Here is a 22,823-nt window from a genome sequence, read left to right on the forward strand (position 1 = left end):
TATCAGCAGCTCATTTTTTAAAGGGCTGATCCATGCGATTGAAATACAGCTGGGTTGTGGCGCTGCTTTTAGCCGGCTGCCAAACAACCCAGCCTACTACTGAAAATTCTGATACGACGAAGTCATCAGAGCAAGCTTCTACTGCCGCAGTAGCTCCAGCAACACCGGTCACTACACCTGTAGAAACTCCAGTAGTTGTTAAGCCTGTGGTTACCCCTCAAACACAAGAAGATGTTTGGCAACGCATTGCAATGCAATTGGATATGCCAATCCCAGATCAAAAGAAAGTTAATTACTACCGCACATGGTATTTAAAGCATCCGGGACATCTAAAGACCGTATCTGAACGCGCGCAACCATTCTTATACCTGATCACCGAAAAGATTGAACAACGCGGCCTACCGTTAGAATTAGCATTGTTACCTGTGGTTGAGAGCTCATTTGATGCGTTCGCATATTCCCATGGTAGCGCGGCGGGTCTTTGGCAGTTTGTTCCTTCTACGGGCAAAATGTATGGACTTGATCAGAACTTTTGGTATGACGGCCGTCGTGATGTATCAGCAGCCACCGATGCCGCACTGGACTTCTTAACTGACCTAAACCAACGCTTTGATGGTAACTGGTCACATGCGATTGCTGCATACAACAGCGGTGGTGGTCGCGTTTCTAGCGCGATTCGTAAAAACAAAAAGCTTGGTAAGCCGATCGACTTCTTCTCTTTAGATTTACCAAAAGAGACCAGCAGCTATGTACCAAAACTATTGGCACTAGCAGATATCATCGCGAACCAAGAGAAATACGGCATCGAAATTCCACCCATTGCGAACAAGCCAGTGGTGCAATTGGTGCAACCAAAAGAACAGTTGGATCTTGTTATTGCTGCCAACTACGCTGGTATCAGCGTACGTGAATTACAGAGTTTAAACCCAGCGTACAACCAATGGGCAACCTCTCCAGAAGGCCACACTCAACTGCTATTGCCTGTCGACTCGGTTCAGCGCTTCAACAAAGAGCTGAATACCAATCGAGGCAAAGGCATGAAGATTGTCCGTTACAAAGTGAATTCAGGTGATACTCTGAGTGTGTTAGCGCGCAAGTACAATACCACCAGCAATGTGATTCGTAGCGCGAACAACCTTAGCGGCAGTAATATTCGTGTTGGTCAGTACCTACTGATCCCGACCTCGACCAAAGATGAAAAATCTTACACTCTAAGCGCAGCCAATCGTCTCGCGAAAACCCAAGCGACGACTCGTGGCGACTACAAACAAACCTACACTGTCCGTTCTGGAGACAGTTTGTGGAGCATAGCTAAAGCCAACAAAGTGTCACACACCTCACTAGCTAAATGGAACGGCATGGGGCCACGCGACACACTGCGAGTGGGTCAAAAGCTAGTGATTTGGAAAAAGAGTACCGATGGCGCTGTCATTCGCACCGTTTTCTATCAAGTACGAAATGGCGATACCATTAGCGCTATTGCGAGCAAGTTTAAAGTGAAAAGCCATGACGTTGTGAAATGGAATAACTTGCAACACAAGAAATACCTGCAGCCGGGCCAAAAGCTGAAGCTATATGTTGATGTTACTAAGGTGAGTGTATGACGCCTTCAAGTAACCCTTTAAGCATGCTGCTGGATATTTTCCGCTCGCCAAGTGCTTGTTTTCTTGCTTTACATCAACGCGGAATGTGGGGATGGCAGCCGTTTATCGTATTGCTAATTACACCGTTCTTATTTTGGGGCGCCTATTTTGATCTGGTTGATTTTGCTTGGTTAAAAGAGCTACTGCTTCCTCAATTGGAGCAAACCAATCCTGAACAACTCGCGTTACTGGATGCCAATACACTACTAGCAACGGAAGTCATTCTCGATATTTTTGGCCGTATTACCACCATTGCTTTGCTCGCATTTTGGTTTTACTTTGCCACGAAGCCAAGCCGTCAACCACAAGGTTTTTGGAAATGGTTTGCAGCCAGCTGTGTGATTTTATTTCCAGCGGTATTAGGTGATTTAGCCAGTTACATCAGCCTACTGCTCAAACATGGTCAAGTGGTAAGCTATGCCGCAGACCTTAATAGTTTGAATGGTTTAATCAAGTTACCAATGACCAGTCACTGGTTTGACTTTGCTAGTGCTCTACCGCTGCTTATGCCTTGGTATATCGCCCTAGGCTATGCTGCAGTTTTAACTTGGACAGAATTTGAACGAGGTCAAGCCCTTGTCATCGCAATCCTTCCTTGGATGCTTTACTTCTGTGTTTGGGCGCTGTTGCTCGTGATTTTCTAAATCACTTTAGCAAACGAAAAGAAACTTCCATTGGATTATGATCAGAGGCGTCAGAGATTGGCGCCTTTGCTTTTTCTAGCACTAACCCACGATAAAACAAATGATCAAGTGGTAAACCATTAATAAACTGTTTGCGATGATCAGGCGTGTAAACCGCTTCTTTTACTCCTAACTTATCCAACAATGACTTCATCACTTGCAAACGCTCTCGACTCCAAGAATTGAAATCCCCAGCCACAATCATTGGCCCATTGTGTTTTGCCAGAGCTGTCGCTAACTGATCCAACTGGCGATAATACTCTTCAGTACCATAAGTAAAGTTAATCGCGTGAATATTCACTACGGCAAGAATTTGCTGATTGGATAACGCGTAAGTGGCATAAATCGCTGATTTAGGAAGACGCAGCCAAGGCTCCATTTCGGTATATGCACATGCCTGTTTGGGTAATTGATGGGCAAGATTGAGCACCCCTGCCGATGTATCAAAAGCTTTAAAGGCATCGACGATATTGCCGCTCCATTTGCCGTTATCGATCCAAGTTCGCAACGCGGGTGTCAGACTGGCTTCTTGTAGCAGTAATAGTTGTTTATCTTTCGCTAGGTGCGTCAAGGCAGTCTGCCAATCACTACGATTTTGTTTGTAGATATTCCACACCAACACGTTCAATTTGCCATCATTGTCGATCGCTACAGGCTTGGCGTTGTTGTAACAAGCGAGCTCTGGAGTATTCACCTGCGCAGAAAGCGTGGAGACTTGAGCTTGTTCTGGGAGAGTAAATATGGTGTGGTAAGCAAGCAAGGTGGCTGCGCCAATAATGATTGGCAAACCGATAAGAACTTTTTTCTTCATTGTGTGGATTTCTCTGATCCTATTTTTATTCAGCTTATCTTAGACTCATCCTTTTGCCTAGGTTACCACTCTCCACGAGCCTCAGGGCTCTTAAAGAGCATGGATAAAACAAAAGAGCCATACGGCTCTTTTATTGATACTAAATCGCGTCTTCGTCTTCTTCACCAGTACGAATGCGAACAACACGCTCAACACTAGTGATAAAGATTTTACCATCACCAATTTTGCCCGTTTGCGCTGTCTCGATAATGGTATCAACACACTGGTCAGCAACTTCATCGGTAACAACGATTTCTAGTTTCACTTTTGGCAGAAAATCCACCATATATTCTGCACCACGGTAAAGCTCAGTATGACCTTTTTGACGACCAAAGCCTTTCACTTCTGATACTGTCATACCAGTGATGCCAACTTCTGCTAAAGCTTCTCGCACGTCGTCCAATTTAAAAGGCTTAATGATCGCCTCAATTTTTTTCATGTTCATCCCTTACACTTACGTTGGTTTGATGCATTTGCTGAAACGGCATTATTTCGTTCTCAGCCACTGAATAGCTAATGGGATATTATCCCAAAAAGCCCTACTAATAAAAAGCCTGAGTCTCAGAACTCAGGCTTGATTCAATCCGTTTGTGATTATCATTCACTTGGTTTCAACCAAACTAACTGGTAATCATTACCGACAAAGGCCTGATCGACAAATAAATCAGCAATCGCCACCACTCGCTCACCACACATCAATATGGGTAAACGGCGGCGCTGCCAACTGGGTACGCCATATTCTTGAAATAGCTTTTTAAGCTTACGGCTATGGCCTCGCTCGCTCGGGTGCGCACTTAACCCTTCGGGATTAAACATCACTCGTAGCTTTCCATCAGACAATGCGGCTGCAGACAGTTGCCCGAATATCGAAGCTCTTAATTGTAGCGTTCCCAACTCTTCTGGTAGTTCAACAATTTGCTCCAAACCTATATCTCGCTGCCAGGTTGAAATGTCTTTCACTGTCTCTAGCCAATATAAATCACCGCCTGAACGGCGAATCTGTCCCTGTGATAAATTGAGGATCGGATTGGCATCCTGACGGGCCAGCGCTACCTGAGACCATATCTTGTTAAGATGATCTCGACTTGGCATCTTTTGACCTAATCTAGCGAACCACATACGAATTAATTGACCACGGACTCGCTCACTTTGCGCCGCTAACGCGTCGATCGATAAGCGCTCATCGGCAACTAAGGCGTGTTGTAATTTCTCACTCAATAACTCTTCAAGCAATGCTTCCTGCTCGGCGCACAATTCGCTGCTGCGTTGCACCGCTTTACTAAAATGCGGCCAGCGCTGCTGCAACACAGGTGCGACTTGATGGCGAATAAAATTACGGTCAAAGCGAGTATCTTGATTACTCTCATCTTCAACCCAATTTAACCCTTTACTGTTAGCGTAACACTCGATGTCAGAACGGCTAGCTGTAAGTAATGGACGTATTATCTTTCCTCGCGCAAAAGGCATGGTTTTGGCCATTGCAGACAAACCTTTCGGCCCACTTCCTCGCTTAACTGCCAGTAAAAAGGTTTCTAATTGGTCGTCACAGTGCTGACCAGTCAGCAGCACATCACCAACCTCAATATGCTTAGCTAAAGCTAAATACCGTGCTTCTCGTGCGCTTTCTTCAATACTGCGGCCTGTTAATGCTAACTCAACCCGTTCCACCACCAACTCAATTTGGGCATCTTGGCACCACGCTTGGCATTGTTGTGCCCAACTATCCGCATTTTGGCTCAAACCATGATGCACATGCACCGCCAGACAATCGCTGCCAGTATCACGTCGGTACTGACTAAGAAGATCAAGCAATACCCTTGAGTCGACACCACCACTTAAGGCCAACACAACTTTTTGTGGCTGACTCTGTGCCAGCGTTTTACAAAATAGGGAATATAACGAGTCCATAGGGAAAAGCATCAATAAGTGATTAGCCGTTATTCTACATTAAAAAAAAGGGTTAAGCCCAAGCTCAACCCTTCATTATTTTTTTACTCATTTATTCTCTACTAATCGGAATGACAACAACGTTGTAATTCTGATTAGGCAGGGATCAACAGTAACCGTAATTCATTAGACGCTGATAACGACGCGCCATTAAGGCTTCATCATCAAATTGCTCCAGCTCTTCTAGCTGACGCAATAGTGTTTGTTTCATGTTTTCAGCGGTTTGTTTGTGATTACGATGAGCACCACCTAGCGGCTCTTCAATAATCTCGTCAATTAGCTCAAGCTCTTTTAGACGAGGAGCGATAAGGCCCATAGCTTCAGCAGCTTGTGGCGCCTTATCAGAATCACGCCATAGGATTGATGCACAACCTTCTGGTGAGATTACAGAGTAAGTCGAGTATTGCAGCATGTTAACGTAGTCACCAACACCAATTGCCAGTGCGCCACCAGAACCACCTTCACCAACCACGTTACAAATGACTGGCACTTTCAAGCCTGCCATAACCTTTAGGTTCATCGCAATCGCTTCTGATTGGCCACGCTCTTCTGCGCCCACACCAGGGTATGCACCTGCAGTATCGATAAAGGTAATGATTGGCATGTTAAAACGCTCTGCCATTTGCATCAAACGTAGCGCTTTGCGGTAACCCTCAGGCTTAGGCATACCAAAGTTACGTTTCACTTTTTCACGAGTTTCACGACCTTTTTGGTGGCCAATGATCATCACAGGGCGACCTTCAAGACGCGCCATACCACCAACAATCGCTTTATCATCGGCATAGTGGCGATCACCAGCCAATTCATCAAACTCGGTAAAAATGTTGTCAATGTAGTCTAGCGTGTATGGACGTAAAGGGTGACGAGCTAATTGAGCCGTTTCCCACGCACCTAAATCACTGAAGATTTTCTTTTTAAGCTCGAGGCTTTTCTTCTCCAGTTGTTCGATCTCTTTTTCAAGATCAACGCCCGCTTCACCACCGTGGCGAGATACACCACGCAGTGCTTCGATTTTGGCTTCAAGTTCTGCGATAGGCTTTTCAAATTCTAAAAAGTTTAGGCTCATCTATCGATCCTTTTTGATTCGGCAACAAGTGCCAAATTTAGTTAAATTCGAGTTCTACCTGGTCTGAACCAAGTAGTTGTTTTAAATCATCTAATAGAGCATCGCTCGGCGTTACTCGCCATTCAGTACCTAAGGTCAAACGTGCTCGTGCATCGTGACGTTGGTAGTATACGTGAACAGGAATAGTCCCTGCTCGGTGCGGCTCTAGAGCGCGGCTAAAGTTTTCAAAAAACTGACTGTCGATTTGCGATTCGCTCACCGAAACAGAAAGACCGCGAGCAAATTTTTCACGTGCGGCGCCAAGGTCCAATACCTCGCGCGCGGTCATTTTAAGGCCACCATTGAAATCATCAAAGCTGACCTGTCCAGATATTACTAGAATTCTATCGTTTTCAATCAGTTCTGCATACCTTTCTAATGCATCTGAAAACAACATCACTTCCATACGACCACTACGGTCATCCAACGTCATGATACCAATGCGTGTACCACGCTTAGTCGTCATCACACGAGACGCTATCACTAAACCAGCAATTGTTACCGATTGATCTCGTCTGGTTGGTGTTGCGTCTTTTAATCGACAACTGGTGTACTTACCAAGTTCCTTTATGTAGGCATTTATTGGGTGCCCGGTCAAATAAAGGCCAAGAGTTTCCCGTTCACCTTCAAGCCAAACCTTTTCCGGCCATGGTGGCACCTTAGTATATTTATGCTCAACTTCTTCTGGCGCTTCGGTCAACACACCAAACAGGTCTGACTGACCAAAAGCTTCTGCTTGGTGATGCTGGCTCGCCGCTTTTACTGCATCATCTAGCGATGCCATCAAAGCTGCGCGATGAGGCCCCAATCGGTCTAGTGCCCCTGCATAAATCAGTTTTTCGATTACACGCTTGTTAACTTTCTTAAGGTCGATACGTGCGCAGAAATCGAATAAATCTTTAAAGTGACCATCTTTATTACGCGCTTCTAAAATCGCTTCAATCGGACCTTCACCGACACCTTTAATCGCACCGATACCGTAAACAATGGCACCGTCTTCATCAACATTAAAGCGGTACAAACCGGCGTTAATATCTGGTGGCAGCACCTTGAGTTGCATACGGAAACACTCGTCGACCAAACCGACCACTTTCTCGGTGTTATCCATATCCGCGGTCATTACCGCCGCCATGAATTCTGCTGGATAGTGGGTTTTCAGCCAAAGCGTTTGATAAGAAACCAATGCGTATGCAGCTGAGTGCGATTTGTTAAAGCCGTAGCCTGCAAATTTTTCTACCAAGTCGAAGATCTTCATCGCCAACTCACCGTCGACGCCATTCTTCACAGCACCATCTTCAAAGGTGGCACGCTGCTTGGCCATTTCTTCTGGCTTTTTCTTACCCATCGCACGACGCAGCATGTCCGCACCACCAAGGGTATAACCAGACAGTACCTGTGCAATCTGCATTACCTGTTCTTGATACAGGATGATGCCGTAAGTCGGGTCGAGGATCTCTTTGAGCGACTCATGTTGCCATTTTTCATCTGGATAAGAGATCGCCTCGCGGCCGTGTTTACGGTCGATAAAGTTATCTACCATGCCCGATTGCAATGGACCTGGGCGGAACAAAGCCACCAATGCAATAATATCTTCGAAACAGTCAGGCTGTAGTCGCTTGATCAGCTCTTTCATACCGCGCGATTCTAGCTGGAATACCGCAGTCGTTTCTGAATTCTGTAGTACGCGGAACGAGGCGGAGTCATCAAGTGGAATTGACTCAATGCGCACTGGCGCTTCGCCATTGCGCTCTAAGCGCGGGTTAATCAACCCTAACGCCCAGTCAATGATAGTCAGTGTACGCAGACCCAAGAAGTCGAATTTAACCAGACCCGCAGTCTCAACGTCATTCTTATCAAATTGCGTAACTGGGAAGTGTCCTTCCGCATCAGCATAGATTGGCGCAAAATCGGTAATCGTGGTTGGTGAGATAACCACACCACCAGCGTGTTTACCGGCATTTCGCGTACAACCTTCAAGGATGCGACACATGTCGATCAGCTCTTTGACTTCCTCATCTGCAGCATACAACTCTGGCAATGCTGGCTCAGCTGCAAAGGCTTTTTCGAGCGTCATACCTGGGTCAGGCGGCACCAATTTTGAGATACGATCGACAAAGCCAAATGGGTGACCAAGTACACGACCTACGTCGCGGATTACCGCCTTCGCCGCCATAGTACCAAAGGTAATGATCTGTGATACCGCATCACGACCGTACATTTCTGCCACGTGATCAATTACTTGGTCACGCTTATCCATACAGAAGTCGACGTCGAAGTCGGGCATGGATACACGTTCTGGGTTAAGGAAACGTTCGAACAGCAGGTCATATTCAAGCGGATCAAGGTCGGTGATCTTAAGAGCATACGCCACCAACGAACCCGCACCCGAACCACGACCAGGACCAACCGGAATCGCATTATCTTTTGACCACTGGATGAACTCCATTACGATCAAGAAGTAACCAGGAAAGCCCATATCGTTGATTACTTTAAGCTCGACTTCCAAACGTTCATCATATTCTGGGCGACGTTTGAGTCTTTCTTCTTCATCAGGAAAAAGAAACTCAAGACGATCTTCAAGACCTTCTCGTGATTTCATCACTAAGAATTCAGTCTCTTCCATCCCTTCGGTTGGGAAAGCTGGCAGGAAGTATTCACCCAAGCGCACTGTGACGTTACAACGCTTAGCAATCTCAACACTGTTTTCTAGCGCTTCAGGAATGTCAGCAAACAACTCACACATTTCTGCTTCACTACGCAAGTACTGCTGTGGGCTGTAATTTTTTGGTCGGCGTGGATCTTCTAGTGTGTAACCATCATGGATAGCAACACGAATTTCATGAGCATCAAACTGTTCTTGATTGAGGATTACCACGTCATTGGTGGCAACTACAGGCAGATCTTTTTGCTCGGCCAATTCAAGTGCAAAATGGAGATAACTCTCCTCATCGGCACGGCCGGTACGAGTCAATTCAAGGTAGTAACGATCGGAAAAATATTGCTGATAAAAATCAACACATTGTTCGACTAATACTTGGTTACCCTTCAGTAGCGCTTTACCCACATCACCACTTTTTCCGCCCGAAAGCAGAATCAGACCTTCGGCTAAATCAATTAACCACTCGCGATCGATCACTGGTTGATGTTGAACATGACCACGAAGATAAGCTTTTGAAATCAGCAAGGTTAGGTTTTTATAACCAACATTATCTGCGGCTAATACGGTTAGTTTCGTCAGTTCTTCACCAAACCCGGGGGCTTGCATCACAAAGTCTGCACCGATAATGGGTTTGATACCGCAACCGTGCGCTGTACCATAGAACTTCACCAAGCCACACAGGTTAGTGAAATCGGTCAATGCCATCGCTGGCATGCCCATTTCGGCAACTTTCTTCACGAGAGGGGGCACTTTTGACAGGCCATCCACCATGGAGAAATCACTGTGAACACGAAGGTGAATAAACTTTGGATCTGACATTAATACTTTCCGGCTTTAACGCTTAACTGACTATTCTACGCGATTACTCTTCGAGTCCGAGCGCTTTTTTTACTGGTTTAAAACTTTTACGATGTTGGTCAATCACACCATGCTGCTCAATGGCTTCGAAGTGTGCTTTGGTTGGGTAGCCTTTGTGCTTAGCAAACCCAAACTGCGGATATTGCTTATCAAGCTCTTCCATTTCTTGGTCACGTACCACTTTGGCAATGATCGAGGCGGCGCTGATCTCTGCGACACGCAAGTCACCTTTCACTACCGCTTGCGCATCCATAGGCAATACTGGGCAGCGATTACCGTCAATCAGCGCAAGATCAGGTTGCACTTGTAAACCGGCAATCGCTCTCTGCATTGCGACCATCGTTGCTTGAAGAATATTAAGCTCATCGATCTCTTCTGGAGAACAACGCCCTACTGCCCAAGCCAGTGCTTTTTCTTGAATTTCAGGTAGAAGTGCTAAGCGTTTTTTCTCACTTAGCTTTTTCGAGTCATTCAAACCTTCAATTGGATTGTTTGGATCAAGGATAACCGCAGCAGTCACCACATCACCGACTAAGGGACCGCGGCCAACTTCATCCACACCAGCAATGAGCTGATAACCTTGCGGGTATTCAAACGGTGGTAACTCTTTTTTCTCTTTGGTCATAATGACTCTTTCTTTCCAATTAAATTCAGTACGGAATTCGCGGCTTGCTGATCGGCGTTTTTGCGAATCCAGTGATGTATTTCAGTAAAACGAGTGACCATTTGCTGACCTTGCTCACCAAGCAAGTGCTCAACTTCTTGGCTCAGGTTTTCTGGTGTGCACTCTTCTTGCAAGAATTCTTTTACTAATAACTCATCAGCAAGAATATTAGGTAGTGATACATACTTAGTTTTAAGCATGCGACGCGCCAAAAAGGCGGTAAAGGCATTCACTTTATACCCCACTACCATCGGGCGTTTTACTAACATGCACTCTAAAGCAACCGTACCAGATGCGAGCATCACCGCATCGGCTGCAGTAATCACGTTCTTCGCGGTATCATCGATAAGTTTAAAGTCCAACTCAGGTGCAAATTGTTGCCACGCAGCTTCAAATTGCTCACGACGCTTTTGATTGACTAGGGCTACCACAAAACCTAATTCAGGATCTTTCGCATGCAATAGCTTACAAGCCTGAATAAAAGGCTCAGCCAACATATTAAGCTCGCTGCCCCGACTGCCAGGTAATACTGCCAGCCAGCGTTTATTCTGCTCTAAACCAAGCAACTCTCTCGCTGGCGCTTGCTCGGAGACCATTGGAATCGCATCAGCTAAAGTATGACCAATAAACTCACACGGGACGTTAAATTTGTCGTAAAACGCTTTTTCAAACGGTAGGAATGCCAACACGAGATTGGTCGCTTTAGCGATGCCAAAAATGCGCTTTTGGCGCCATGCCCAAACTGACGGACTCACGTAATGTACGGTCTTAATGCCCGCATTTTTAAGATCAAGCTCAAGACGTAAATTGAAATCTGGTGCATCAATACCAACAAATACATCCGGTGGATTGGCAGTGAAATACTTAACCAATTCGGCTTTGACTTTGAGCAGGCGCGGCAGACGACCCAAGACCTCCACTAACCCCATAACGGCAAGCTCTTCCATCTCAAACAGAGATTGGCAGCCTTGAGCGATCATTTTGGGTCCACCAATACCAACAAATTCAGCGTCAGGGTACTGCTGCTTAATCGCTTTGATGAAGCCTTCACCTAGAGTGTCTCCAGACAACTCTCCAGCGACAATACCAATTCTTAACGGTCTTTCCATTGATAAATTTCCCAGCCTAAAAACAAAAAGACCGCAGCTCTACACTGCGATCTCTTTTAAATTACTCGAGTTTAAGTGCTTAAACGCTTAGCGAATAATACCACGTTCTGTTGATTCAAGCATTTTCAGCATTGGCTCAATTGATGACCACTCTTGCGCCATCTCTGCCAGAACAGGCTTCACTTCTTCCAGAGTTTTACCTGAGCGGTAAATCTCTTTGTACGCTTTTTGTAACGCGCGCAGTTCTGCTTTTTCAAAACCGTTGCGCTTCAAACCAACCAAGTTCAAACCAAATGGTGAAGCGTGGTTACCTTGAGCAAGTACGTACGGCAGAATGTCTTGCACCACCGCAGAACAACCACCAACGTATGCGTATGCGCCAACCGTACAGAATGGGTGAATCGCTGATAGCGCCATTACGCCAGCATAATCACCAACGGTTACGTGCCCACCAAGAATCGCATTGTTACCAATGTGAGTGTGGTTACCAACAATAACGTCATGTGCAACGTGAGCATTAACACATAGCAAGTTATCGTTACCAATCACAGTGGTCGCTTTGTCTTGCACCGTGCCACGGTGGATTTGTACCGCTTCACGAATAACGTTACGATCGCCAATCACTACCGTAGTATCTTCACCACCGTATTTCTTATCTTGGTTCTCTTCACCGATCACTGCGTGAGGAAAAATACGGTTCTCTTTACCGATTGTGGTGTGACCTTTGATCACCACATGCGACATGATTTCAGTGCCTTCACCAATCTCTACATTTGACGTGATGTAGGTAAATGGACCAACGATAACGTTAGCGCCAATTTTTGCACCTTCTTCAACCACCGCCATTGGGTGGATTTGAGCCGTTTCATGGATCATAAATTAAAATTCTCGACGAGCACATTTTAGGTCAGCAGAGCATACTATTTCTCCATCAACTTTCGCTGAACAAGAGAAAGCAGCAATGCCGCGACGCTCTTTAACAAACTCAACTTCGATCACCATTTGATCGCCAGGCGTCACTGGTTTGCGGAATTTTGCGTTATCTACGCTTGCAAAATAGTAAAGTTCATTACCCGATGGTGCACCAAACGATTTAAACGCCAAAAGGCCTGTCGCTTGCGCCATCGCTTCAAGAATTAGCACACCTGGAAATACAGGAAGCTGAGGAAAATGACCGGTAAATTGAGGCTCATTTACAGAGACATTTTTAATCGCAGTCAGATACTTCGCTTCTTCAAAATCCGTCACGCGATCAATTAATAAGAATGGGTAGCGATGTGGCAACAATTCCTGAATTTCAGTAATGTTCATCGATTTCTTTTCTGTCGTCAAAATCATAGTCCTATTTTGAATGCTAATCTGGCAGGCATTATACTCAAGTATGCGTCTGATGCTATGTTGATCAAGTATCAGATCGTCAACAAAAGCCCAAGAGACAAAAAAGACCCGCCCTAAGCGAGTCTTTTCCTTAAAAGGGGATTAGGAATCAGCGCTGTCTTCTAACTGCTTCTCCACCGCTTTTAGGCGTTTGTTCATGTCATCAATACGATGCACGCGAGTCGCCATTTTACGCCACTCTTTATTGGTTTGCAGAGGGATACCCGATGAGTAGATACCCTTCTCATCGATGCTACGCATTACCATACCCATACCCGTGATAGTGACACCATCAGCAATCTCGATATGGCCATTAAGTACACTTGCACCACCAATAATGCAGTACTTACCAATTTTGGTACTACCTGCGACAATCGTACCACCAGCCATCGCTGTACCATATCCGATCTCTACGTTATGAGCGATCTGCATTTGGTTATCGATAATCACATTGTCAGCAATAATGGTATCTTCTAGCGCACCACGGTCGATAGTGGTACACGCACCGATTTCTACACGGTTGCCAATACGCACTGAACCAAGTTGAGGGATCTTAATCCACTCCCCTTTTTCGTTCGCGTACCCAAAACCATCACTACCAATCACAGTATTGGATTGTACTAAACAATCGCTGCCGATTTGCACTTCATGATACACACTAACATTAGCCCAAAGCTGAGTATTGCTACCGATTTTTGCATTTTTACCGATAAAACAGCCCGCACCGATGACAACACCATCACCAAGCTCAACGCCATCTTCAATCACAGCGTTGGCACCAATTGCGACGTTTTCACCTAGTTTCGCAGTTTCAGCAATCACTGCGGATGGAGCAATCGCACTTGCAGCTTTCGGTGTCGTATCTAGCGCTTGAGCTACTTTAGCGAATGCCACATAAGGATCATCAACCACTAGCGCGTTACCTTGGCATTGCTCGAGTTGAGCATTTTTTACCATCACGACAGTAGCCTGGCACTCAGCTAAATGCTTTGCGTATTTTGGATTTGACAAGAAAGTCACATGACCTTGTTGCGCCTTGTCCATTGGAGCTACCATGGTTACAGTTGCGTTAGCATCACCATGTAACTCGCCCCCAGTAATTGTTGCCAATTCGGCCAATGTTAGTGTTTTCATAAAGTATTATTTTAGTGCTTTGATTACATCTTCAGAGATATTGTATTCAGGCTTAGAGTACTGCAATGCTGAAGCATCGATTACCATGTCATAGCCTTTCTTCTCTGCAACTTCTTTTACTGTTTTTTGAATAACTTGGAACAGTTTCGCTTTCTCTTGAGCTTCACGACGCGCTGAAGCTTGCTCTAGAGCTTGAGCTTTAATTTTGTATTTGCTGTCAAGTTGACCAATTTCAATACGAAGCTTTTCAACTTCATCTTGGCCAAGAAGCTCACCATCACGTTGAAGCTTTTCAATTTTAGTTTTCGCTTCAGCTTCAATTGCTCTCAGTTCATCGGCTTTATCTTTGAACTCTTTTTGCATTTGCTGAGCAACGGCTTCACGTTGAGGAAGTGCTTGGAATACTTGCGCCGTATTGATGTACGCAATTTTCTGTGCGGCTTCAGCTGCATTAGCAACAAGAGAAGACGTCAATACCAAAAGGCCTAGACCAGCCGCTTTCATCGTTTTGTTCACTATAAATTCCTCTAATTAGAAGGTTCTGCCGATTGTGAAAGTGAAGAATTCCTCATCATCACCTTCATAACTTTCAATTGGTTTAGCTACTGAGAATACCAATGGTCCCATTGGCGACATCCATTGCAGTGCGACACCGTAAGATGCGCGAATATTAGTTGGGTCAGAGTAATCATAGTAACGAGGATCACTTGTCACCCCTTCACGATAATTAAACTCGGTATCCCACACACTCGCTGCATCAATAAAAGTACTGGTACGAATTTGATTGCGCGCCTCTTCTGAAACGAATGGTGTTGGGAAAATCAACTCCAAACTCGCTAATGCAATCGCGTTACCACCCACTGAATCATCAGTAGTTGTCACACAACCATTACTACCACAAGATGCACCCGGAATATTACCTTGGTCGGTATATACCGCTCGAGGGCCTACACCATTAGATGCAAAACCACGCAACGTGGTAAAACCACCCGCATAGTAGTTTTCATAGAATGGGAACAAGTTGTCGTTACCATCCGTTTTTCCGTAGCCATTACCATAGCCAATACGTCCACGCATTAATAACGAGAACTCATGTTTTTTGGTTAATGGAATATAGTTACGTACATCGTACTGCAATTTGAAATATTTCGCATCCGACCCCGGAATTGTCATCATATAGCTGGCACGTTGATAGCTACCTGCGGTTGGGAAATAACCTTTGTTTAGGTTGTTGCGGGTCCATGACAAACTGATATCAAAATCGTTTGTAACGATATCACCATCGGGTTGGCCGATACTTGCGGCAAATTTCTCTGCCTGATCGTACTCTGGCACGTTACCGATTTTGTTATGAGTATAGCCGAACCCGAAATCAAAGCGGTTAAGTTCATCAAATGGGAAACCCCAAGTCAGGCTTGTACCATAGCTTTCATTGGTATAGTCAACAATGCCTGCTTCAGACGCCTCAAAAGTGTTATAAAACACTTTACCGCCCAAACTCACGCCATCAAGGTTCCAATATGGGTCACGATACTCAAGAGTTAAGTTTTTCTGGTAATCGTTCATCATTGCATTGATACCAACGCGATTACCCGTACCTGCGAAGTTGTCTTGTTGCAAACCAACTTGGAAACTTACACCCGATTCCGTACCGTAACCAACACCGAAGTTGATACTACCTGAGTTCGCTTCTTTAACGGAATAAACCAAATCCACTTGGTCTTCACTGCCAGGTACTCGTATCGTCTTAACATCAACCGTTTCGAAAAGCCCAAGCGGTTCAAGCGCGCTTTACTGGTTTCTATCGCTTTAGCGTTAAGCCAGCTGCCTTCCATCTGGCGCATTTCACGACGCAAAACTTCATCTTTAGTAGAATTATTTCCTGTGAAACGGATATCACGCACATAGATACGCTGACCAGGCTCGACGTTAATCACCAATGATACCTGTTTAGTCTCATCGTTGAATTCAGGAATAGTGCGTACTTGAGGGTAAGCATAACCAGCTTCGCCCAATACACGTTTAACCCCCTCTTCAAGCGCTGTGACTTGAGAGCCGCGATAAATTTCACCATCTTCAAAATCAACCAAGCGCTCAAAATCTGCTTCTTTGCCCGCTAAATCACCGCGGAAGCTTACGCCGTCTACTGTGTACTGCTCACCTTCATTGATATTCAGGGTGATATACACGCCTTTTTTATCCGGTGAAATCGCAACTTGAGTAGAGGTTACTTGGAACTTCAAGTAGCCACGGTCGAAATAGTATGAGCGTAATGCTTCAATATCGCCCGATAGGATTTGTTTCTGATATTTGTCATCAGACAAAAAGTTCCACCACGATACGTTCGCGTTTAGATTAAATCGTGATAGCAACTCTTCGTCAGTAAAGACGCTGTTACCAATGAAGTTAATCTGTTGAATTTTCGCTGATACACCCTCTGTGAAAACAAACTTCAGGTCAGCACGATTACGTGGTAGTGGTGTAACAACAGCTTTAACGGTCGCGTTATATTTACCCACACTGTAGTAAAAATCTTCTAGTGCCTTTTCAATATTAGACAGTGTGGTGCGATCTAGTGCTTCACCAACTCGAATGCCAGAAGCACTCAAGTTTTCTTGTAACTGCTCTTCTTTAATCGCACTGTTGCCGGAAAATGAAATACTTGAAATTGTTGGGCGTTCAGTAACTTGAATAACCAAAACATTGTTATCTCGAGAAACCTTGATGTCTTCAAAGTTTCCTGTTGAATACAATGCTCGAATGATGTCCGCTACGTCTTGGTTACTAACCGTATCCCCTATACGAATTGGCATTTTCAATAATGCAGCACCAAGAGCTACGCGCTGTAAGCCCTCAACTTGAATATCTTGTACTACAAAACTGTCTTCCGCGTTTGCAGAAACGCTTGTTGCCAATAACGTTGCCAACAGAATTTTTTTCATCGCCATATTTGTTTTAGTTATTCCTTACTACAACCTTTTATCACGTTATAAACGTGCAAAGTCGTTAAAAATAGCCACGGCCATAAGAGCAAATAAGATTGCGCCGCCAAATCGATAGCCCATTTCCTGAATTTTTTCTGGGACGGGACGTCGAATGATCGCTTCAATCGCAAAAATAGTAAGTGTCCGCCATCTAACATTGGTAGTGGCACCAAGTTTATAATGCCTAAATTGACACTAATTAGTGCAAGAAAGCCAAGAAAATAAACCAGACCATAATCAGCGGTTGTACCCGCGCCTTTGGCGATTGAAATCGGTCCACTCAAATTTTCTAAGCCAACATCACCAACCACCAATTTTTTCAGCATAGTCATGGTAAGACCAATCACTTGACCCGTTTTATCAATTGCTTTGCCGATAGATTCAAATACACCAAATTGCAGGTCGAATCGATAGTTTTGCGGCCATTCTGCGACTTCAGGAGCGATTCCGGCAAAGCCAATCACGCTACCGTCACTCAATGCTTTACTTTGCGGTACCAAAGTGAGAGACAATGTTTGCCCATCACGAATCACATCAAAGGTTAGTGACTTATTCGGATTACCACGAATCGCATCAACGATTTGCTGCCAACTATCTATCTTTTCGCCATTAATTACATCAATTCTGTCGCCTGCAATCAGACCCGAACTTTCCCCTGCACCACCTGCAGACACTTGTGCCAAACGTGTGGAGATCTCGGGAGTATAAGGCTTAAACCCAAGCGCAGACATAGCAGACTCTTTGTCTGGATCAAATTGCCAGTTCGAGATGTCCATCGTTACTGGTGTTCCGCCCCAATACTATCAGCAGGGACAACCGACATCGTCAGAGTTTCATCGCCGATGTGGGAAACGAGTCTCATGTTCACCGATTCCCAATCCGCGGTTTTGACGCCAGAAATTGCTTTTAGTTCCATTCCTGACTCTAAACCTGCTTCAGCGGCGATAGAATGCGGAGCTACGTGACCAACAACAGGCTTAACGGCTGGGACGCCAATTAAGAACACTAACCAATAGGCAAAAATTGCGAATAAAAAGTTAAAAGCAGGTCCCGCCGCAACGACGGCTGTACGCTTCCAAAGAGGTTTTTTATCAAATGCGTATTGCTGCATCTCTGGTGGGACATCATCAACACGCCCATCGAGCATTTTGACGTAGCCACCAAGCGGAATCATGGCGATGGTATATTCCGTACCATCCTTACCAACTTTACGCCAAATCGACTTACCAAAGCCGATCGAAAAGCGTTCAACTTTGATCCCACATTTGCGAGCAACCCAAAAATGTCCGAACTCATGTACCGCAACCAAAATACCAAGGGCTACGATAAATGAAACAAAGTTCCACAAAATTCCTGTCATGCGTTGCGTCCATCAATATAACTGGTTGCCAGAGAGCGAGCGATCTTATCGACCTCTAAAATGCTCTCCAAACTATCACACTTCGCCTGCTCATTCATCGAACAAATCTGTTCCATGACCCATTTATTGACACGAGCAATATGAGTGAATGAAATTCTGCGATTTAAAAACGCGTCAACCGCAATTTCATTGGCCGCATTTAATGCCGTTGTTGCATGCTGGCCGATGTAACACGCCTCAATCGCCAGTTTCAGACATGGATAACGTTCAAAATCTGGCTGCATAAAGGTCAATTGACTAATTTGCGTAAAATCTAACGGTTTCACGCCAGCTTTGACCCGCTGAGGATAAGAAAGCGTTAAGGCAATCGGTGTGGCCATATCTGGCTCACCTAACTGAGCCAAGGTTGATCCATCTTTGTACTGCACCATTGAATGAATCACAGACTGAGGATGAATCAAAACTTTCAACTGCTCACGGCTAGCGTTAAACAACCATTTCGCTTCGATATACTCCAACCCTTTATTCATCATGGTCGCAGAGTCGACGGAGATTTTAGGTCCCATCGACCAGTTTGGATGTGCAATAGCTTGCTCTGGTGTAACGTGCTCAAGCTCACTCAACTCGCTATAGCGAAATGGACCGCCCGAACCAGTCAGGAGAATATGTTCAATACCATGTTCGCTCAGGTTACAATGACCTAAGTTTGTTTGAACATCGCTTGGCAAGCATTGAAAAATCGCGTTATGCTCACTATCAACAGGCATTAATTCTGCGCCGCTTTCACGTACCGCATCCACAAACAACTGACCTGACATCACCAAGGCTTCTTTATTTGCCAGCAGCACACGCTTGCCTGCTTTTACTGCCGCCATGGTTGGCATCAAACCAGCTGCGCCAACAATCGCAGCCATCACGGTATCAACCTCATCCATCGAAGCAACATGGCACATTGCATCGACACCAGCTAAAACCTCGGTTTTTATCGCCAGTGAACTTAGAGCTTGAGCCAATTCTTGTGCAGATGCTTCATTGGCCATTACAGCGTATTGAGGTTGCCACTGTTGGCATAATGAAATCATTTTCTCTACGTTTTGACCGGCGACTAAGGCAACAATATCAAAATGTTCTGGATTGTTTTCAATGACCTTCAGCGTACTCGCACCAATGGATCCGGTAGCACCTAAAATTGTTAATTTACGCATAACGAGAAACCGATAATGAATAGAGCGAGACTATGCTCGCTCTATCTTAAGAGAAAAAGAAATATAAAAGTGTAAACACTGGGAACGCTGCGGTCAGACTATCGATACGGTCTAACACACCACCATGTCCCGGAATGATGTTACTGCTGTCTTTAATACCTGATACGCGTTTGAACATGCTTTCGACCAAATCACCAAGTACTGAGATCACGACGGTTGACAGCGTTATCGCGATAAATACGCCCGCATTCGCGAATTCAATATCAAACCATTCTGCCGCCCCCCAACCAACGAGCAGCGCAGCACACAAACCACCAATCAAACCTTCAATGGTTTTATTTGGGCTAACATGAGGTGCCATTTTACGTTTACCCATGCTTTTGCCCGCGAAGTAAGCACCACTATCTGCAGCCCAAACAAGCAAACAAACAAACAATACCAATTTAGAACCGTGGTAGTAATCGTTAGTGATACCCTCTGCGCGCAGCATAAAAATGCTCCACATAAAAGGTAGCAAGGTCAACATACCAAAAAGATGTCGACAAAGTTTCGACCCTTGCCAAATTGTGGCGGATTTTGGATAAGTGATCGCAAGGCCACTTGCGATTAACCACCATAGAGAACCGGCGATCAAAATTGCATAATGCGCGTTAGAGAGATGATTGAGGCTAAATGCATCAAAAGGAATGAAGGCAAATGTTATAGCCACCACTAACACACTTGGTAGCAGGGCTAATAGTCTGTTTTTAGCTTCAACAAATTGTGTCCATTCCCAAAAACCAATCAGAGTGACGGCTGCAATAACAGCAATGAAGAATGGCAAAGGTAACTTGAAAATTGCCAAAATAACCAGAGGAGCGAGGATTAGCGCGGTAATAATTCTTTGTTTCAAACTTGAGTCCTTATTGGCATTCCATGAGTGCTTTAACTTGCTCGCCGGTACAGCCAAAGCGACGTTCACGCTCGATAAACCAAGATACCGCTTCAATTAGGCTATCTTCGTTAAACTCTGGCCAATAAATAGGGGTAAAGTAAATTTCTGCATAAGCCATCTGCCACAACATGAAATTACTAATGCGACACTCACCACTGGTACGAATTAACAGATCCACTTCCGGCAGATCGGCCATGGTAAGATGTTGAGTAATAAGAGCTTCATCAATCTGCTCAGGTGAAATGTCACCCTGCTGGACTTGCTGTGCAAGCTGCTTTGCGGCTTGAGTAATATCCCATTTACCACCGTAATTAGCAGCAATATTGATCACCATGCCTGTATTGTTTGCAGTTAATGCTTCTGCTTGAGCGATTTTTGCTTGTAGTTTTTCATTGAAGCGACTGGTATCGCCAATCACACGCAGGCGAAGCCCATTTTTGTGCAGTTTTTTGACTTCTGTTGAAAGCACTGTAATGAACAGTTCCATTAGCACACCTACTTCTTCTTGAGGTCGGCGCCAATTTTCACTGCTAAATGCAAATAAGGTGATGGCTTTGATGCCCAAACGTGCAGCGGTTGAAATGGTTTTACGCACGGCTGCCACGCCATTTTTATGCCCGAAGACTCTTGGTTTGCCTTGTGCTTTAGCCCAACGACCATTACCGTCCATAATAATAGCGATATGTTTAGGAAGCACTTCAGGTGAGAGTTGTGAATTTTGCATAGGAGTTTAAGGGTTACTAGCAGGGGTCAAAGAGTAGCACAAAAAAGCACTGCGCGGTGAGCACAGTGCTTTTTTTTGAAGAAGGTTGAGAAATTAAACTTCCATCAACTCTTTTTCTTTTGCAGCTAGTACGTCGTCAACATTCTTCACTGCTGCGTCAGTAAGCTTTTGAATCTCGTCTTGGCCTTTACGCTCTTCATCTTCAGAGATTTCTTTGTCTTTAAGTAGACCTTTAAGATCGCTGTTTGCGTCACGACGGATGTTACGTACAGCAACACGTGCGCCTTCCGCTTCGCCACGAACGATCTTTACTAGATCCTTACGGCGCTCTTCTGTTAGCGGTGGAAGTGGAACGCGAATAATTGTGCCTGCAGACATAGGGTTTAGACCTAGGTCAGATTGCATGATCGCTTTTTCTACTTTCTGTGTTAGTTCGCGGTCAAACACTGTGATTGCTAGAGTACGTGCGTCTTCTGCAACAACGTTAGCCACTTGGTTAAGAGGCGTTGGAGCACCGTAGTACTCGACAGAAAGACCTGATAGTAAGCTTGGGTGTGCGCGACCCGTACGAACTTTAGAAAGGTTGTTTCTAAGAGCTTCTACGCTCTTTTCCATGCGCTCTTGCGCGTCTTTTTTGATTTCGTTAATCACGGTTTCACCTTAATAATTCTTCTTTCTCAAAAGAAATTCTAATCGGGTTATTCGTTAAAGCGCCGCAGGTTATATCTACGGCGATTTTCTCGATTAAGCTTTATCGGTAATTAGTGTACCTTCAGCTTCACCCATCACCACGCGGCGTAGTGCGCCTGGCTTGTTCATGTTGAATACGCGGATTGGCATTTTGTGGTCACGAGCCAGTGTGAACGCTGCTAAATCCATCACTTTCAGTTCTTTATCAAGAATCTCTGCGTAAGATAGCTTATCATACAGCTCTGCGTCTGGGTTTGCTACTGGGTCAGCACTAAATACGCCATCAACTTTGGTCGCTTTTAGAACTACGTCAGCTTCGATTTCGATACCACGCAGACATGCAGCAGAGTCTGTTGTAAAGAATGGGTTACCAGTACCTGCAGAGAAGATTACTACACGGCCTTGGCGCAATTCACGAATTGCATCAGCCCAATTGTAGTCGTCACATACACCTTTTAGAGGGATAGCTGACATCACGCGAGCATTTACGTACGCACGATGAAGTGCATCACGCATTGCTAGACCATTCATCACTGTCGCTAGCATACCCATGTGGTCGCCTACAACGCGGTTCATACCAGCTTCTGCTAGACCAGCACCACGGAACAGGTTACCGCCACCGATTACCACGCCAACTTGAACACCTAGCTCTACCAGCTCTTTTACTTCTTGAGCCATACGGTCAAGAATCGCAGGATCAATGCCAAAACCTTCTGAGCCTTGAAGTGCTTCGCCACTCAGTTTTAACAGAATACGTTGATATGCTGGTTTAGGGTTCGTAGTCATGGATTATACCTTCCAAAAAGAGAGTTATTAATTAACAGTCATGGATAGAGACTCTCAAAATCTGTATCCATCACGACTAATCGTAAAAAGACCGCAGCCTAGGCTACGGTC

General features: G+C 45.0%; 19 protein-coding genes and 2 pseudogenes. 2 read left to right on the top strand and 19 right to left on the bottom strand.

Translation table 11 applies throughout. The annotated features are described in order from the left end of the window. Positions 1–32 precede the first annotated feature (32 nt). Positions 33–1,604 carry a lytic transglycosylase gene (locus Vt282_RS10545; RefSeq protein ID WP_162063339.1) on the top strand — a complete coding sequence of 524 codons (1,572 nt, stop codon included), beginning with the start codon at positions 33–35 and terminating at the stop codon, positions 1,602–1,604. Beyond that, positions 1,601–2,287: a YIP1 family protein gene (locus Vt282_RS10550; RefSeq protein WP_162045755.1), complete on the top strand. Its 687-nt coding sequence runs from the start codon at positions 1,601–1,603 to the stop codon at positions 2,285–2,287. Before Vt282_RS10545 ends, Vt282_RS10550 begins: the two co-directional genes overlap by 4 nt. A gap of 1 nt (position 2,288) precedes the next feature. On the opposite strand, the gene Vt282_RS10555 is transcribed toward Vt282_RS10550, so the two are convergent. From Vt282_RS10555 to pyrH, 19 genes and pseudogenes are all read right to left on the bottom strand, one after another. Continuing rightward, positions 2,289–3,137 (bottom strand): endonuclease/exonuclease/phosphatase family protein, encoded by an 849-nt coding sequence (locus tag Vt282_RS10555; protein ID WP_162063340.1) that lies wholly within the window; start codon positions 3,135–3,137, stop codon positions 2,289–2,291. Positions 3,138–3,276: 139 nt separating this feature from the next. Then, the gene (gene glnB, locus Vt282_RS10560; RefSeq protein WP_006711670.1) at positions 3,277–3,615 is read right to left on the bottom strand and encodes a nitrogen regulatory protein P-II; all 339 of its coding nucleotides are present in this window, start codon (positions 3,613–3,615) and stop codon (positions 3,277–3,279) included. Positions 3,616–3,773: 158 nt separating this feature from the next. Then, positions 3,774–5,084, bottom strand: a complete 1,311-nt coding sequence (gene tilS, locus Vt282_RS10565; protein WP_162063341.1) for a tRNA lysidine(34) synthetase TilS — start codon at positions 5,082–5,084, stop codon at positions 3,774–3,776. 145 nt (positions 5,085–5,229) lie between these two features. Continuing rightward, entirely contained in the window at positions 5,230–6,189 is a 960-nt protein-coding gene (gene accA, locus Vt282_RS10570) for an acetyl-CoA carboxylase carboxyl transferase subunit alpha (protein WP_162045752.1), read from the bottom strand. 37 nt (positions 6,190–6,226) lie between these two features. Beyond that, positions 6,227–9,706: a DNA polymerase III subunit alpha gene (dnaE, locus tag Vt282_RS10575; RefSeq protein WP_162063342.1), complete on the bottom strand. Its 3,480-nt coding sequence runs from the start codon at positions 9,704–9,706 to the stop codon at positions 6,227–6,229. Between the two features lie 43 nt (positions 9,707–9,749). Then, positions 9,750–10,373, bottom strand: a complete 624-nt coding sequence (gene rnhB, locus Vt282_RS10580) for a ribonuclease HII (protein ID WP_174855840.1) — start codon at positions 10,371–10,373, stop codon at positions 9,750–9,752. Further along, entirely contained in the window at positions 10,367–11,518 is a 1,152-nt protein-coding gene (gene lpxB / locus Vt282_RS10585; protein WP_162063344.1) for a lipid-A-disaccharide synthase, read from the bottom strand. The genes rnhB and lpxB overlap by 7 nt, the downstream gene beginning before the upstream one ends. Positions 11,519–11,605: 87 nt before the next feature. Then, complete coding sequence (gene lpxA, locus Vt282_RS10590; protein ID WP_162045748.1) at positions 11,606–12,394, bottom strand: acyl-ACP--UDP-N-acetylglucosamine O-acyltransferase; 789 nt, start codon at positions 12,392–12,394, stop codon at positions 11,606–11,608. A gap of 3 nt (positions 12,395–12,397) precedes the next feature. Beyond that, positions 12,398–12,850 carry a 3-hydroxyacyl-ACP dehydratase FabZ gene (fabZ, locus tag Vt282_RS10595; RefSeq protein WP_162063345.1) on the bottom strand — a complete coding sequence of 151 codons (453 nt, stop codon included), beginning with the start codon at positions 12,848–12,850 and terminating at the stop codon, positions 12,398–12,400. Between the two features lie 147 nt (positions 12,851–12,997). Beyond that, positions 12,998–14,029 carry a UDP-3-O-(3-hydroxymyristoyl)glucosamine N-acyltransferase gene (gene lpxD, locus Vt282_RS10600; RefSeq protein WP_162063346.1) on the bottom strand — a complete coding sequence of 344 codons (1,032 nt, stop codon included), beginning with the start codon at positions 14,027–14,029 and terminating at the stop codon, positions 12,998–13,000. 6 nt (positions 14,030–14,035) lie between these two features. Continuing rightward, entirely contained in the window at positions 14,036–14,545 is a 510-nt protein-coding gene (locus Vt282_RS10605) for an OmpH family outer membrane protein (protein ID WP_162045745.1), read from the bottom strand. A gap of 15 nt (positions 14,546–14,560) precedes the next feature. After that, a pseudogene (gene bamA / locus Vt282_RS10610) lies at positions 14,561–16,977 on the bottom strand (outer membrane protein assembly factor BamA). Between the two features lie 11 nt (positions 16,978–16,988). Next, positions 16,989–17,789 (bottom strand): RIP metalloprotease RseP, encoded by an 801-nt coding sequence (rseP, locus tag Vt282_RS20630; protein WP_232055050.1) that lies wholly within the window; start codon positions 17,787–17,789, stop codon positions 16,989–16,991. Between the two features lie 52 nt (positions 17,790–17,841). Then, positions 17,842–18,373, bottom strand: a pseudogene (gene rseP / locus Vt282_RS20635) (RIP metalloprotease RseP); the annotation flags it as partial. Next, the gene (ispC, locus tag Vt282_RS10620; RefSeq protein WP_162063347.1) at positions 18,370–19,578 is read right to left on the bottom strand and encodes a 1-deoxy-D-xylulose-5-phosphate reductoisomerase; all 1,209 of its coding nucleotides are present in this window, start codon (positions 19,576–19,578) and stop codon (positions 18,370–18,372) included. The pseudogene rseP (Vt282_RS20635) and the gene ispC, both read right to left, overlap by 4 nt. A 46-nt stretch (positions 19,579–19,624) precedes the next feature. After that, the gene (locus Vt282_RS10625; protein ID WP_162063348.1) at positions 19,625–20,470 is read right to left on the bottom strand and encodes a phosphatidate cytidylyltransferase; all 846 of its coding nucleotides are present in this window, start codon (positions 20,468–20,470) and stop codon (positions 19,625–19,627) included. Between the two features lie 10 nt (positions 20,471–20,480). Beyond that, positions 20,481–21,236 (bottom strand): polyprenyl diphosphate synthase, encoded by a 756-nt coding sequence (gene uppS, locus Vt282_RS10630; RefSeq protein WP_162063349.1) that lies wholly within the window; start codon positions 21,234–21,236, stop codon positions 20,481–20,483. 93 nt (positions 21,237–21,329) lie between these two features. Further along, positions 21,330–21,887, bottom strand: coding sequence for a ribosome recycling factor (gene frr / locus Vt282_RS10635; RefSeq protein WP_162063350.1), 558 nt, complete (start codon positions 21,885–21,887; stop codon positions 21,330–21,332). Between the two features lie 93 nt (positions 21,888–21,980). Continuing rightward, the gene (pyrH, locus tag Vt282_RS10640; RefSeq protein WP_162045738.1) at positions 21,981–22,712 is read right to left on the bottom strand and encodes a UMP kinase; all 732 of its coding nucleotides are present in this window, start codon (positions 22,710–22,712) and stop codon (positions 21,981–21,983) included. Positions 22,713–22,823: the final 111 nt, after the last annotated feature.

The organism is Vibrio taketomensis (genome assembly GCF_009938165.1).
Taxonomy (GTDB): domain Bacteria; phylum Pseudomonadota; class Gammaproteobacteria; order Enterobacterales; family Vibrionaceae; genus Vibrio; species Vibrio taketomensis.